At 73.3% G+C, this 13,542-nt stretch carries 12 protein-coding genes and 1 pseudogene; 10 read left to right on the top strand and 3 right to left on the bottom strand.

The annotated features are described in order from the left end of the window. Positions 1-2 precede the first annotated feature (2 nt). The 4 genes from ACFYOS_RS10715 to ACFYOS_RS10700 all read left to right on the top strand — a co-directional run bounded on the left by ACFYOS_RS10715 (position 3) and on the right by ACFYOS_RS10700 (position 3,028). Complete coding sequence (locus tag ACFYOS_RS10715) at positions 3-1,082, top strand: enolase C-terminal domain-like protein (protein WP_387138286.1); 1,080 nt, start codon at positions 3-5, stop codon at positions 1,080-1,082. Between the two features lie 15 nt (positions 1,083-1,097). After that, positions 1,098-1,487: a hypothetical protein gene (locus ACFYOS_RS10710; RefSeq protein WP_387138283.1), complete on the top strand. Its 390-nt coding sequence runs from the start codon at positions 1,098-1,100 to the stop codon at positions 1,485-1,487. Then, a complete protein-coding gene (locus ACFYOS_RS10705) occupies positions 1,484-1,918 on the top strand; it encodes a PPC domain-containing DNA-binding protein (RefSeq protein ID WP_387138280.1) in 435 nt (144 codons plus the stop codon). The genes ACFYOS_RS10710 and ACFYOS_RS10705 overlap by 4 nt, the downstream gene beginning before the upstream one ends. A 96-nt stretch (positions 1,919-2,014) precedes the next feature. Then, entirely contained in the window at positions 2,015-3,028 is a 1,014-nt protein-coding gene (locus ACFYOS_RS10700; RefSeq protein ID WP_387138277.1) for an SDR family oxidoreductase, read from the top strand. A 45-nt stretch (positions 3,029-3,073) separates the two neighbouring features. On the opposite strand, the gene ACFYOS_RS10695 is transcribed toward ACFYOS_RS10700, so the two are convergent. Further along, on the bottom strand, positions 3,074-4,363 hold the full coding sequence (locus ACFYOS_RS10695; RefSeq protein WP_387138274.1) for a D-alanyl-D-alanine carboxypeptidase family protein: 1,290 nt from the start codon (positions 4,361-4,363) through the stop codon (positions 3,074-3,076). A gap of 503 nt (positions 4,364-4,866) precedes the next feature. Here ACFYOS_RS10695 and ACFYOS_RS10690 point away from each other — a divergent pair. Further along, entirely contained in the window at positions 4,867-5,580 is a 714-nt protein-coding gene (locus ACFYOS_RS10690) for a response regulator transcription factor (protein WP_387138271.1), read from the top strand. After that, on the top strand, positions 5,577-7,280 hold the full coding sequence (locus ACFYOS_RS10685; protein WP_387138268.1) for a sensor histidine kinase: 1,704 nt from the start codon (positions 5,577-5,579) through the stop codon (positions 7,278-7,280). The genes ACFYOS_RS10690 and ACFYOS_RS10685 overlap by 4 nt, the downstream gene beginning before the upstream one ends. A gap of 68 nt (positions 7,281-7,348) precedes the next feature. On the opposite strand, the gene ACFYOS_RS10680 is transcribed toward ACFYOS_RS10685, so the two are convergent. Further along, entirely contained in the window at positions 7,349-8,536 is a 1,188-nt protein-coding gene (locus tag ACFYOS_RS10680) for a peptidoglycan DD-metalloendopeptidase family protein (RefSeq protein ID WP_387138265.1), read from the bottom strand. A gap of 81 nt (positions 8,537-8,617) precedes the next feature. After that, complete coding sequence (locus tag ACFYOS_RS10675) at positions 8,618-9,247, bottom strand: hypothetical protein (RefSeq protein WP_387138262.1); 630 nt, start codon at positions 9,245-9,247, stop codon at positions 8,618-8,620. A 202-nt stretch (positions 9,248-9,449) separates the two neighbouring features. On the opposite strand from ACFYOS_RS10675, the pseudogene ACFYOS_RS10670 reads away from it, so the two are divergent. The 4 genes and pseudogenes from ACFYOS_RS10670 (at position 9,450) to ACFYOS_RS10655 (ending at position 13,508) form a co-directional block, all read left to right on the top strand. Further along, a pseudogene (locus ACFYOS_RS10670) lies at positions 9,450-10,789 on the top strand (nicotinate phosphoribosyltransferase). 30 nt (positions 10,790-10,819) lie between these two features. Further along, the gene (locus tag ACFYOS_RS10665; protein ID WP_387138259.1) at positions 10,820-11,287 is read left to right on the top strand and encodes an SRPBCC family protein; all 468 of its coding nucleotides are present in this window, start codon (positions 10,820-10,822) and stop codon (positions 11,285-11,287) included. Then, positions 11,277-11,846 (top strand): TetR/AcrR family transcriptional regulator, encoded by a 570-nt coding sequence (locus ACFYOS_RS10660; protein WP_387138256.1) that lies wholly within the window; start codon positions 11,277-11,279, stop codon positions 11,844-11,846. Before ACFYOS_RS10665 ends, ACFYOS_RS10660 begins: the two co-directional genes overlap by 11 nt. A 72-nt stretch (positions 11,847-11,918) precedes the next feature. Continuing rightward, the gene (locus ACFYOS_RS10655) at positions 11,919-13,508 is read left to right on the top strand and encodes an FAD-dependent monooxygenase (RefSeq protein ID WP_387138253.1); all 1,590 of its coding nucleotides are present in this window, start codon (positions 11,919-11,921) and stop codon (positions 13,506-13,508) included. Positions 13,509-13,542 lie beyond the last annotated feature (34 nt).

The following is a 13,542-nucleotide window of genomic DNA, read 5'->3' as shown; positions in this document are numbered from 1 at the left end:
AGGTGCGGCTGACCGCCGCCGCGTACCGGGTGCCGACCGACGCCCCCGAGGGCGACGGCACCCTCGCCTGGGACGCCACCACGATGGTGCTGGTCCGGGCCGAGGCCGACGGGCACACCGGCCTCGGCTGGACCTACGGCCCCCCGGCCGTCGCGCCGGCGGTGAGCGACCTGCTCGCCCCGGCGGTGACCGACCTGGACCCGGACGACGTGCCGGCCGCCTGGACGGCCATGCGCCGGCAGCTGCGCAACGCCGGCCGACCCGGCGTGGCCGGGCTGGCGCTCTCCGCCGCCGACTGCGCGGTGTGGGACCTCAAGGCCCGCCGGCACGGCCTGCCGCTGGCCCGGCTGCTCGGCACCGTCCGCCATCAGGTCCCGGTGTACGGCAGCGGCGGCTTCACCACCTACGACGCCGACCGCCAGCACCGCCAGCTCGCCGGCTGGGTGCACGAGCAGGGCATCCCGCGTGTGAAGATCAAGATCGGGGAGTCCTGTGGCACCCAGGCGCCCCGCGACCTGGCCCGGATGGCCGCCGCCCGGCGCACCATCGGCGACGACGCCGAGCTGTACGTGGACGCCAACGGCGGGTACCAGCGCAAGCAGGCCGTCCGGGTGATCCGGGCCGCCGCCGACCTCGACGTCCGTTGGTACGAGGAGCCGGTCAGCTCCGACGACCTGGCCGGCCTCGGCCTGGTCCGCGACCAGGTCCTGCCCGACGTGGCAGCCGGTGAGTACGGCTTCGACCTCGTCTACTTCCACCGGATGGCCCCGTACGTCGACTGCCTCCAGATCGACGTCACCCGTTGCGGCGGGATCACCGAGTTTCTGCGGGCCGCGGCGGTGGCCGCCGCCGCCGGCCTGGAGGTGTCCGGGCACTGCGCGCCGCACCAGCACCTGGCGGTGGCCGCCGCCACCCCGAACCTGCGGCACGTCGAGTGGTTCCACGACCACGTCCGGATCGAGTCGATGTTCTTCGACGGGACGGTGCCGGCCACCGGCGGCGCCGCCGCCGTCCCGCTCGACCGGCCCGGCAACGGGCTGGACCTGCGGGCCGCCGAGGCGGACCGGTACCGGATCGGCTGAGAGCGAGGGGTACGGATGGACGCGACCACGGCGGTGCCCGTGTGGCACACCAGCGCACTGGCTCGGCTGGTGTGGGGCGGCACCCTGACCCTCGTACCCGGGCGGGTGCTGCGCCGGCTGGGCCAGCCGAGTGGGCTCGCCGTGGAGACGCTGCGGGTGCTCGGGGTCCGACACCTGGTCCAGGCGGTCGTGACACTGCGCCGGCCGACCCCCGCCGTGCTCACCGTCGGTGCCGCGGCCGACGGACTGCACGCGCTGAGCGCGGTGGCCCTCGCGGCCGTCGACCGGCGGCAGCGGCGCGTGGCGCTGCTCGACAGCGCGATCGCCGGCGGCTGGAGCGTGCTGGACCTGCGAGCCGCCCGGCGTCCACGCCGCTGGACGGCCGGGAGAGGAGGCCCACGATGAGAGCGCGCGAGGTGCGCCACCAGACCGGACGGGTGCTGGTGGTGGTCTGCGACAAGGGGGAGGAGGCCGTCACCGCCGTCGGCGCGGCGCTGCGCGAGCAGGGGTTCCGCGCCGCCCGGGTGACCGCCGTGGGCGGGTTCGCCGAGGCGGAGGTCGGCTGGTTCGACCGTGACACCGGCGACTACCGGCGTATCCCGGTGGCCGAGCAGGTCGAGGTGCTCTCGCTGCTCGGTGACGTCGCCGAGCGCGACGGCGATCCGGTCCTGCACGTGCACGCGGTGCTGGGCCGCTCGGACGGTGGCACCGTCGGCGGGCACCTTTTGCGCGGGCAGGTCTGGCCGACGCTGGAGGTGATCATCTCGGAGGTGGCGCCGGAGCTGGCCAAACAGGTCGACCCGGAGACCGGCCTGGCGCTGATCTCGGGCTCCTAAGGACCGCATCTGCCGAGGAGTCCGGTCGAGCCGGCCCGAGTAGCCCGCCCAATAGGGGGTACGTCGGACAGGACAGACGACCTCGGGAGGGGAGAGATGGGCCGGAACCGACGGAACGCACAGGTGGCCGTTGTCACCGGCGCGAGCGCCGGGGTCGGCCGGGCCACCGCTCGACTGCTCGCCCGACGTGGCATCGCCATCGCCCTGCTGGCTCGGGGCCGCACCGGACTCGACGCCGTCGCCGACGAGGTCCGCGCGGCCGGCAGCCAGGCCCTGCCCGTCGAGGTGGACATGGCCGAACACGACCAGGTCGTCGCCGCCGGGCAGCGGATCGAGGACGAACTCGGGCCGATCGACCTGTGGATCAACAACGCCTTCAGCTCCGTCTTCGCGCCGTTCCAGCAGACCCGGCCGGAGGAGTTCTGGCGGGCCACGCAGGTCACCTACCTCGGTTACGTGCACGGCACCCGGGTGGCGCTGCACCACATGACGGCGCGCGACCGGGGGACGATCGTGCAGGTCGGCTCGGCCCTGGCCTACCGGGGCATCCCGTTGCAGGCCGCGTACTGCGGCGCCAAGCACGCCGTCGTCGGGTTCACCGAGTCGCTGCGCTGCGAGCTGATGCACGACGGCAGCAACGTGAAGGTGACCATGGTGCATCTGCCCGCGCTCAACACCCCCCAGTTCGACTGGGTGGTGTCCCGGCTGCCCCGGCACGCCCAGCCGGTGCCGCCGATCTACGAGCCGGTCGTCGCCGCCCGGGCCATCGTGGCCGCCGCCGACCGGCCCGGCCGCCGCGAGTACTGGGTGGGCGCCGCCACCGCCTTGACCATCCTCGGCAACCGCATCGCGCCCGGCCTGGTCGACCGCTACCTCGCCCGCACCTGCTACGACTCCCAACAGACCGACCAGCCGGCCGACCCGCAGCGGCCCACCAACCTGTGGGAGCCGGCCGACGGGCCGGGCGGCCGGGACTACGGCGAGCGCGGCGACTTCACCGGCCGGTCGCACGACCACAGCGCCCAGGCCTGGCTGTCCCGGCACCGCCTGGTCACCGCCGCCGGCCTCACCGCGGCCGCGATCGGCGCGCTGGCCTGGCGCCGCCGCTGACCGCAGCTCCCACGTCGCCCCCACGACGTCGGGACTCTCGTGCACTCATAGGTACTGCCGGATCCGATCCCAGGTGCTCGGCGGATCCAGCCGTACGCCGGTGCGTAGCGGGGTGACGACGCGGGCGCCGTTGCCGGCGACCGCACTGATCCGGCCGTGTTCGGCCCCGGCCGGCAGCTGTGCGGGTACGGCCGGGATGTCGACGTCCAGCCGTACCGGCATGCCGGGCCAGCCCACCACGGTCAGGTCCTGCGCGGCGCTGATCGTTGTGCCGGTGCGGAGCGGCCCCCGCACGGTGGCGACCTGATCGCCGGCCCGGACGACCCGGTGCACCGCGATCGCGGCGGCGGCAGCGCGGAGCAGCGGACGGGTCGCCCGGAACACCCGGTCCAGCTGCACCGGGGTGTTGGCGCCGGGCTGCCCCAGGACCGCGCCGACGATGGTCATTTTGCGGCCACCCACCTTGACGACGGCGGCGAAGACCAGGCAGCCGCCGGCCTCGTCGGTGGACCCGGTCTTGATTCCCACGACGCCGTCGCGGCCGACCAGGGAGTTGTAGTTCCGCACGGTGCCGGCCACCGGCAGGGTGGCCTTCTTCTGCGCCACGATCTCCGCGAACGCCGGCAGCTTCATCGCCTTGCGAGCCAGGATCACCTGGTCGACCGCGGTGCTCACGGTGCCCGGATCGTATCCGGACGGATCGGTGTAGTGGGTGTTGGTCATGCCGAGCGCGGCGGCGGTGTCGTTCATCTTGGCGACGAACGCCTCGATGCTGCCGGCGTCCCAGGCGGCGAGGATCCGCGCCATGTTGTTGGCTGACGGGAGCAGCACCGCCTGCAGCGCCTGGCGCTCGGTGAAGACCGCGCCCGTGACGACCGGCACGAGGGACTCGCCGCGTGCCTGCTCCGCGGGGTACGCGGCGGCCTGTTCCGCGCTGACGGTGAGCTTCGGTCCCTGCTCGCCCCGGTCCAGGGGGTGCTCGGTCAGGATGACGTACGCCGTCATCACCTTGGTCACGCTCGCGATCGGCACCGGCTTGCTTCCGCCCGACCTGCCGAGCGAGCCCACCCCCTCGACCGAGAGGGCGGCCTGCCCGGACTCTGGCCACGGCACAGCCGGGACCTTGCCGGGAATGATCGTCGACGCCGCCAGCGTCCGGGTGACGGTCGGCGCGGGCAGCGGGCGAACCAGCGTCTCGATCGCGACCAGCGCCGTTCCGGCCAGGAGCAGGGCCAGCAGCCCGCTGATCAGCGCCCGCGCGCCCCGTGCGCGACGGCGGCTCCGCGGCGGTGGCGCGACCGGCGCAATCACCTGGGTCGTCGCGGAGTCGAGCATGCCAGTACCTCCCCGTTTGGCGCGCCGGTCCGTTTCCCGCGCCCCGTCATGCGGCAGCCTCACGGTCGCTACCGGCGCGAACGCTACGCTGCTCGGTCGCGCCAACGACCGGGTACCCGGCCGGCGGTCGCTGCCCGGCAGCCGCGCTGGCACGCCGGATCGCGAGGGTCTCCCGGATGCGCCGGCGCGCGGCCCGCCATTGCTGCTCGGTGCTGCGTGGTGATACCGCGAGTTGCCCTCGTATTCGTGCAAGCATGCCGGCACGGTATGGATACAGGTGTGAAGAACCGACGAAGAAGTGATGAGGCCGCCGTGCGAGCGCCCATCGCACGGCTTCTGCACCTCAGCTTCACCGGTTCTTCATCCGGTCACCGTTTGATTCGTCCCTGCCGGCGGCCGGACTGGCACGAGGCGGTTCGGGTCCGCCCGGCCGAGTCCCCCGGAGCCTTGCCCGGCGGACCCGGTCCAGCCGGTCGCCGGCACGTCACCCAGGATAGGGAGTCATGAGCGCGCGGATCCTGGTCGCCGAGGACGACCCCAAGCAGGCCAATCTCATCCGGGTATACCTTGAGCGCGACGGGCACAGCGTGCTGCTGGTGGGCGACGGTCGGGCAGCGCTGGACCAGTGCCGGACCCGCCGGCCAGATCTGGTGGTCCTCGACGTGATGATGCCGGTCGTCGACGGTCTCGACGTGTGCCGGATCCTGCGCGCCGAGTCAGCGATCCCGATCCTGCTCCTGACCGCCCGCACCACCGAGGACGACGTGCTCTTGGGCCTCGACATCGGCGCCGACGACTACATCACCAAGCCGTACAGCCCGCGGGAGCTGACCGCACGGGTGCGGGCGCTGCTGCGCCGAGCCGGCGCCGTGAGCGCGGGGAATCAGACGGTGTTGCGGGTGGGCGACCTGGAGATCGACGCGGGGCGGTTCGAGGTCCGGGTGGCCGGACGGCCGGTCAACCTGACCGCGAAGGAGTTCGGCATTCTCGAGGTGCTCGCCGGTGAGCCAGGGCGCGCGTTCACTCGGACGCAGATCATCGACCGGGCGTTCGGCTTCGACCGCTATGTGCTGGAACGCACGGTGGACGCGCATGTGATGAACCTGCGCCGCAAGATCGAAGCCGATGCTGCCGAGCCGCGGTACGTGCAGACCGTGTTCGGCCGCGGCTACCGGCTGGCCGACCCGACAACGGCGTCCGAGGGCTCGTCGGCATGAGTTTCCGGATCCGGGTGCTCGGGCTGGTCATGCTGGTCGCGGTCAGCGCGACGGCCGCGACTGCCTGGCTGACTCTCCGCGAGGCGTCGCAGCAGATCACCGCCTCCGCCACCGCCGACCGCGCACAGGTCGAGGACGTCACCGCACGGCTCACCGAGTACGGAGCGCGGCACGGCACCTGGGAAGGCGTCGTGGGTCTCGTCAGCAACTTGCGCGCCCGGACCGGGCACCGGATCCAGCTGGTCGCCGAGTCGGGCACGGTGATCGTGGACACGGATCAGCTGGACGGGCGTACCGCCCGGCCGCTGGGCGACACCACCTCCTTCGTCAACCCCAGGCCGCTGCTCGACCTGTCACGGCAGCCGGCAGCCGACCGGGCGGCCATCACCGTCAAGGCGATCGCCAGTTACCGGTCCGGGGTGCTGTTCGCGGCCTGCCTCACCCGCAACGGGGTCGACGTGGCCGCGGCGCCCGGCGGTCTGGGGCTGCCGGTCTTCGCCGCACACCCCGGCGAACGTCCGGATGCCGACGCACTGATCGCCGAGTGTGTCCAGACGAGGGCCGAACAGGGCCGCGACCGGAGGGCCGACCTCACCCGAGTGGCCGTCTGCACCGACCAGGATCCCGGCGAACCCACCGATGCCTGCCTGGCCCAAGCCTTCACCGACCAGATCAGCGACGTGGCGCCGGTGCCGGCGCGGGTCTACCTCGGTGCCCGCGACAACCCGGCGTCCCCGCTGGCCGCGGGGCCGCTGGTCGCCGCCGCGGCGGGTGTGGCGGCAGTGGCCGTCGCCGGCACCGTGCTGCTCAGTCGCCGGGTGCTGCGCCCGATCGGCACGCTCACCGCCGCCTCGCGGCGACTTGGGCAGGGCGACCTCGGCGGGCGCGTCCCGGTGATCGGCAACGACGAACTCGCCGAGCTGGCCCGCTCCTTCAACCGGATGGCTGAATCGTTGCAGCGCGGGGAAGAGCGCCAGCGCCGGCTGGTGGCAGACGTGGCGCACGAGTTGCGGACCCCGTTGGCGAACCTGCGTGGCTATCTCGAGGCGCTCAAGGACGGTGTGATCACGCCGGACGCGGAACTGTTCGCCTCACTGCACGAGGAGGCGGTGCTGCAGCAACGCGTCGTCGACGACCTGCAGGATCTGGCGCTGGCCGAGGCGGGGAAGCTCGCGTACCACCGCGCCGCCGTCGATCTGGCCGAGTTGCTGGAGACCTGCCGCACGGCGCATCTGGCGGTCGCCGAAGCCGCCGCTGTCGCCTTGACCGTTCAGGCCGAGCCGGTCCAGGTGCGGGCCGACCCGGACCGGCTGCGCCAGGTGATCGGAAACCTCATCACCAACGCGCTGCGCGCGACACCGGCCGGCGGGAGCGTGACGCTCAGCGCCAGCCAGGCCAGCGACAGCGCGGTCGTCCTGGTCGCCGACACGGGCTCGGGGATCGCGTCGGATGCGCTGCCGCACGTGTTCGACCGGTTCTGGCGGGCCGACTCGGCGCGCGGCCGGCGCAACGGCGGCAGTGGCCTGGGTCTGGCCATCGCCAAACAGATCGTGGCCGACCATGGCGGGACGATCACCGCGACCAGCCAGCTGGGCGCGGGCTCGACCTTCGCCATCACCCTGCCCGCGCCCGTGGACCACCAGCGACGACCTTCCCGGGCGGACAGCTCCCCGATCGGTGGGCAGGTCCCGGTGCCGTAGTTGGCACAGACCAGGTGCGCGTTCCACTCGGCCGGCACTCCGCGGCTCAAGACCATGGAAGGAGCCGGTCAGAGCCAGGGCAGCGGGTTCACGGGCCGGCCGCCGAGCCGCACCTCGAAATGCAGGTGCGGACCCGTGGCGGCGCCGGTGGAGCCGACGAGGCCGATCACCTGCCCGGCGCGGACCCGCTGACCGGGCGACACCAGCAGGCGGGACTGGTGGCCGTAGCAGGTGGACAGCCGCTGACCCTCCGCCCGGCCGTGGTCGACGCACGTGTAGTTGCCGTAGCCGCCGTACCAGCCGGCCCGGCTGACCCGGCCGTCCATCGCCGCGACGATCGGGGTGCCCGCGGGGGCGGCGAGGTCCACGCCCGGATGCAGCTGCCAGACGTGGTAGTAGGGGTCGAACCGGACACCGAACCTGCTGGTGAGCCGTCCCGCCAGCGGCCGGCCCAGCCGGCCTCCGCCACGAGTGGTGGCCTCGCTGGCCGGCGCCGGGAGCGTCGCGGCGCGAGCCCGGCGGTCGATCTCCTGCCGGATCGTGGTCTCGTCCCGCTGCCGGCGGGCGAGTTCGGCCTGGCCGGAGGTGATCGCGGCGGACAGGGCGGCGGCGCGACCGGTGGGCGTGTCCACCAGGTCCGCGGTGTCCGCCACGGCGATGGGCGGTGCGCCGGCCGGGTCCCCGCCCGCCGTCAGCGTGGTCAGCAGCTGCAGCACCGGGTCCGGTTCGCGCTGCACCCGGGCCAGGTCGTCGCGGGTGCGGGCGAGGATGTTCTGCAGGTACTGGATCCGGTGCTGGACGTCGGTCAGTGCGGCGACCTGCCGGGCCTGGGGGGTGACGGCGGCGTCCACCGGCGGTTGCGGGTACAGGTCGGCACCCGGGTCGGCGGCGATGATCGTCGCGACGGCGTCCTGGTTGATCGTCGGGCCGCCGGGGGAGCCCGGGGCGGTGGACCGGGGCGCGTCGGGGGTCGACGGGGTGCTGGGGCGGGACGCGCCGTGCGAGCCGGTCGGCGTGGGCGAGGGGCGCGTCACGATTGGCGGCTTGAGCGACGAGGGCTTGACGGGAGGCAGCGTGATCGACGGCGGCTTCACCGGCGGCGGCGAGCCGGGCAGCGACAGGCTGGGCAGGGGAAGCGGCCCGGTCGGCCCGGCCCTCGCGCGGTCCGCCCCGGCCGGCAGGATCAGCGACGTCACCGTCAGGGCCGCCGCTCCAGCGGCCGCCACCAGCGTCACCCGCCGCCTCGCGTGGTTCATGCCGCAGCCTCCCGCGCCGATCCCGTCAGTTCTACATCGGAACTCGTCGCCTCGACGCAACAGTCGGTGGGATCGCGGCGGTCAGGCGGCACCCGGCCTTCTGCGCCGACGTGCCAGCAGCGCCACGCCGACCGCGAGGGCGCCAGCCACCAGCACCGCCACGGCCGGGGCCGCCATTGACCGCCGGTGCGGCGGTTCGCTCGTCGCCGCGGCTTCGGTTTGACCCGGTGGCTCCGCGATCGTCGGGTCCGCCCCGGGGATCAGGTACGCGTTGCTGGCGACCTGGGCGTTGTCGCTGGGGAGCTCGGTGGCGGTGAGGGTGACCCGGTTGCGGACCAGCGCGCCGCGCGGCTCGTCCGGGCTGATGCGGCCGGTGATCGTGACGCGGGGCGCCGCCCCGCCGGCGGCCAGCCGCACGTCACCCAGGTCGCAGACCACGGTGCGGGCGGACACGGTGCACTGGCCGGGTTCGGCGCGGGCGATGACGCTGTCCAGGTCGGCCGTGGTGGTGAAGGTGATCGACGCCGCGGTCAACGTCGCCATACCGGAGATCGTGACGGTGTGCGTGACCTGCTGCCCGGGCAGCGCGCCGAACGGGGCCGTGGTCAACACCGGTGTCGCGTCGACCGGAAGCGCCGGTGCCGGTGTCGGGGCGATCAACATCGCGGCGGCGGTCATGCTCACCATCGGCCCGGCAACCGACTCCCACATGCCCACACTGTAGGCCCACCGCCTGGGGTTCGCTGGGCACTGCCGGAGAGCGCGCTCCCACGGCCTTCATCGACGCTTCGCCTGAGCGGGTGGTGGCACCCGGAGCGCGTCACGGTACCCGGCCCCGCCCGCTCGGATCCGCCATTTGCCGGACATTCCGCTCCCCGGTCGACCACAGTGGTGGCGTGGCTGAGGAGCGGGCGTGACCGGACTGCGTACGGACCTGTACGAGCTGCGGATGGCGGCCAGCTACCTGCGCCGCGACATGACCGAACCCGCCACGTTCAGCCTCTTCGTCCGCCGCCTGCCGCACCGGCGAGGCTTCCTGGTCGCGGCCGGCCTGGCCGAGGTGTTGGCCTTCCTGGAGAGCTTCGCGTTCGACGACGACGAGCTGGGCTACCTGCGCGACGTCGTCGGGCTGGACCAGCCCACCCTCGACACGCTCGCCGGGCTGCGGTTCACCGGCGACGTGTGGGCCGTACCGGAGGGGCGGGTGGTCTTCGCCGACGAGCCGTTGCTGGAGGTGACCGCCCCCGTCGCGGAGGCGCAGCTGGTGGAGACCGGGGTGCTGAACCTGATCACCTTTCACACCACGGTGGCCAGCAAGGCCGCCCGCTGCCGGCTCGCCGCAAGCGACGCGCAGCTGATCGACTTCGCGTTCCGTCGCACGCACGGCATCGAAGCGGGGGCCGGCGTGGCGCGGGCGTCGGCCATCGCCGGCTTCGCCGCGACCAGCCACGTCGAGGCCGCCCGGCGGTACGGGCTCACCCCGTCGGGGACGATGGCCCACTCTTACGTCGAGGCGTTCCCGACGAGCGGTCGGCCTTCCGCGCGTTCGCCGCCGACTTCCCGACGAACCCGATCTTTCTTGTCGACACCTACGACACGCCCGCCGGAGTGCGGGCCGCCGTCGACGTCATCACCGAACTCGAGCTGACCGGTTCGGTGGCCGTGCGGCTCGACTCCGGAGACCTGGCGACCCTGGCCCGGCAGGCCCGCGCGATCCTGGACGAGGCCGGGCTGCGGCAGGCCAAGATCGTGGCCAGCGGCAGCCTCGACGAGGACATCATCGCGGCGCTGGTCGCCCAGGGCGCACCGATCGACGGGTACGGCGTGGGCACCAAGATGGGCGTCTCCTACGACGCGCCGTCGCTGGACAGCGCCTACAAACTCGTCGCCTACGGCGACCGGCCCGTGCTGAAGCTGTCGCCCGGCAAGGCGACCCTGCCCGGCCCCAAGCAGGTCTTCCGTGCGCCCACCGGCGCCGAGGGGGATGTGGTGGGGTTGCGCGACGAGCCGCCCCCGACGGATCGCGAGCGGTTGCTGGTGCCGGTCATGCGCGGCGGCCGGCGCCTCGACAGCGCCGATCCCGCCGGCGCGGTGCGAGCCGCGCGTCGCCGGTTCGACGCCGACCTCGCCTGGCTGCCGGAGGGGGCCCAGCGGTTGGCCGATCCGACGCCGCTCACCGTCACGGTCAGCCCGTCGCTGGCGGCGCTGCATGACCGGGTGAGGGCGCAACTGGACCACAGTGCCACCTACTGACGATCGTGATCGTTGTGTACCATCTGGTACATGGATTATGCGGAGACGATCACCACCACGGCGGGTCTCGATCCCTCCTGGGCGGCACTGGAGAACGTGACGACCTATCCCGAGTGGACGGCCTCGATGTCGACGGTGGAACCGCTCGACGGCCCAGCGCTGCAACTCGGCAACCGGTTCCGAGTCCGGCAGCCCGGCCTGCCGCCGGTGGTGTGGCGGGTCTGCGAGGTGAAGCACGGCGCGTCCTTCGCCTGGGACTCACACGCACCCGGGGTGCACACGGTCGCCCACCACCGGGTCGACCGTCAGCCGGACGGGACGACCCGGATCAGCATCGGCATCCGGCAGACCGGCGCCCTTGCCTGGCTGGTCGCGCTGCTGACCGCCGCACGGACCCGACGGTACCTGCGGATGGAGGCGGCCGGGCTGAAGGCGGCCGCCGAGGCGGGTGCCGCCGCGGCGGCGGGCGACGGCGCGGCGTCCACCGGTGGCCGCTGACGCCCGCGAGGCGCTGCTCGACCGGTGCGTCAGCTTCTTGAAGGAAGGCGGGTTCAGCCAGCTCAGCCTCCGCGAGATCGCCTCCGGTACGGGCACCAGCCACCGCATGCTCATCTACCACTTCGGCAGCCGGGAAGGCCTTCTCGCGGAGGTCGTCCGGCGGATCGAGACCGAGCAGCGGGCCGCGCTCGCCGCGCTCGCCACGGAGAGCGATGATCCGGTCGAGGTGAGCCGACGCTACTGGCGGCGCCTGGCCGACCCGGAGCTGGCTCCGGCGGAACGGCTGTTCTTCGAGATCTACGCGCACGCGCTGTTCGGTCGATCCTGGACCGAGACGTTCCGCGCCTCGGTCATCGCCGCGTGGGTGGGACCCGTCGAGGAGATGTTCGGCCAACTCGGGTTCGACCCGACCGAAGCCCCCCAACGGGCCCGGTTGGCCCTCGCCGCGACCCGCGGCCTACTGCTGGACCTGCTGATCACCGGTGACCACGAGATTGTCGACCTCGCCGCCGACCTGTTCGCGCGGCTCATCACCGCACCGCCCCCGCCGAAAGCATGAGCCGCGGTCAGCACACCTCGGTATCGTCAAGCCCAGCGGCGGGCAGCAACCCGGTCAAGGCCAGGGGGCGCGATGGACGCGGTCGAGGTGTTGGTGGTCGGGGCGGGGCCGACCGGACTCGCCATGGCGGGGCAGTTGGCCGCGTTCGGTGTGCGCACCCGCGTGGTCGACCGGGCGTTGGATCGGGTGCACGAGTCGCGTGCGCTGGCTGTCCAGCCGCGCACCCTGGAGGTCCTCGCCGGTCTCGGCGTGACCGACGAGTTGGTCTCCCGGGGGAACCCGGCGGTGCACCTGTGCCTGCACACGCGGGGCCGGCAGCGGATGGTGCCACTGTTCGACCTCGGTCTGCGCGACACCGCGTACCCGTATCTGCTGTTGCTGTCGCAGGCCGAGACCGAACGGATCCTTGGCGGGCACCTGACGGCGGCAGGGATCACCATCGAGCGCGGTGTCGAGTTGGTCGGGCTGGACCGCGTCGGCGACGGGGCGGTGGCGATGCTGCGGCGTCCGGACGGCCGTACAGAACGGGTGCCAGCCCGGTATGTGGTGGGCTGCGACGGCGCGCACAGCACGGTCCGGCACCTGGCCGGGATCGGGTTCGAGGGGGCAGCGTACCCGCAGACGTTCGTCCTGGCCGACCTCGAGGCCGACGGCGTGGACGTCGGCGCCGCGCACGCGTTCCTCTCCGAGCAGGGGATGTTCCTCCTCTTCCCGCTCGGCCACCCGGCCACCTGGAGGGTGCTGGCCATGCGGCCACGCACCGACCAGACCGCGCCGGACGCCCCGGTCACCCTCGACCTGGTGCAGGCCCTCGCCGATCGCTACACCGGCGCGACGGTACGGCTGCGCGACCCGGTCTGGATGACCACCTTCCGGCTGCACCACCGCGCCGCCACCCGCTACCGGTCCGGGCCGATGTTTTTGGCCGGCGACGCCGCGCACATCCACAGCCCGGCCGGGGGGCAGGGCATGAACACCGGCATCCAGGACGCGGTCAACCTCGGGTGGAAGCTCGCCCGCGCGCTGCAAGGGCACTCCGACCCGCTGCTGCTGGACAGCTACGAGGCCGAGCGGGCGCCGGTCGGCCGGATGGTGCTGCGCTTCACCGACCGGGCGTTCACCGTCGCCACCGCCACCAATCCGCTCGTACGCTTCGCCCGTTCCCGGCTCGCCCCCGCGCTGCTTCCCGTCGTGCTCGCTCCGAGGTTCGTCCGGTCCATCGCCTTCCGAATGGTGTCTGAGCTGAGCATCGGTTACCGGGACAGCCCGCTGTCGGTGGAGGGCCCAGGCGCCCCGCGCAAGGGTCCGCGACCTGGCGACCGGCTGCCCGACACCCCACTGTGGTCCGATGGGGACGGTCCGACCCTGCACCAGCTCACCGGCGAGCCCGGATGGCATGTGCTGCTGTGCGGGCCACCGGGCGCTTGGCCGGCGGCCGCGACCACCGCACTCGATCGGTACGGGATAACGGTGCACAGGCTGACCACACCCGACGTCGGGGCGGGACGCACCCCCGTACCGGCGCTGCGTCGACTCGGTGTCACCAGCGGAGCCGCAGCCCTGTACCTCGTTCGCCCGGACGGGCACGTCGGATACCGGGCCGGCGGCGGCGAGATGAGCGGGCTGCTGGCCTACCTCCACCGGTGGCTCGGTCCGCGATGATCAGGCGCACGCCGACCGCGCCGCTGACCGGCCC

Origin of the sequence: Micromonospora sp. NPDC005806 (genome assembly GCF_042871425.1) — a bacterium.
Taxonomy (GTDB): domain Bacteria; phylum Actinomycetota; class Actinomycetes; order Mycobacteriales; family Micromonosporaceae; genus Micromonospora.
The sequence above is the reverse complement of the archived record's forward strand: the minus strand, read 5'-3'. Positions and strand labels throughout refer to the sequence as shown.

Bases quoted from the DNA above. Each gene is read 5' to 3' on its own strand.
- ACFYOS_RS10690 (WP_387138271.1), top strand. From the start codon at position 4,867: ATGAGCGCGCGGATCCTGGTCGCCGAGGACGACCCCAAGCAGGCCAAT.
- ACFYOS_RS10700 (WP_387138277.1), top strand. From the start codon at position 2,015: ATGGGCCGGAACCGACGGAACGCACAGGTGGCCGTTGTCACCGGCGCG.
- ACFYOS_RS10665 (WP_387138259.1), top strand. From the start codon at position 10,820: ATGGATTATGCGGAGACGATCACCACCACGGCGGGTCTCGATCCCTCC.
- ACFYOS_RS10655 (WP_387138253.1), top strand. From the start codon at position 11,919: ATGGACGCGGTCGAGGTGTTGGTGGTCGGGGCGGGGCCGACCGGACTC.
- ACFYOS_RS10695 (WP_387138274.1), bottom strand. From the start codon at position 4,363: ATGCTCGACTCCGCGACGACCCAGGTGATTGCGCCGGTCGCGCCACCG.
- ACFYOS_RS10685 (WP_387138268.1), top strand. From the start codon at position 5,577: ATGAGTTTCCGGATCCGGGTGCTCGGGCTGGTCATGCTGGTCGCGGTC.
- ACFYOS_RS10710 (WP_387138283.1), top strand. From the start codon at position 1,098: ATGGACGCGACCACGGCGGTGCCCGTGTGGCACACCAGCGCACTGGCT.
- ACFYOS_RS10680 (WP_387138265.1), bottom strand. From the start codon at position 8,536: ATGAACCACGCGAGGCGGCGGGTGACGCTGGTGGCGGCCGCTGGAGCG.
- ACFYOS_RS10705 (WP_387138280.1), top strand. From the start codon at position 1,484: ATGAGAGCGCGCGAGGTGCGCCACCAGACCGGACGGGTGCTGGTGGTG.
- ACFYOS_RS10675 (WP_387138262.1), bottom strand. From the start codon at position 9,247: ATGTGGGAGTCGGTTGCCGGGCCGATGGTGAGCATGACCGCCGCCGCG.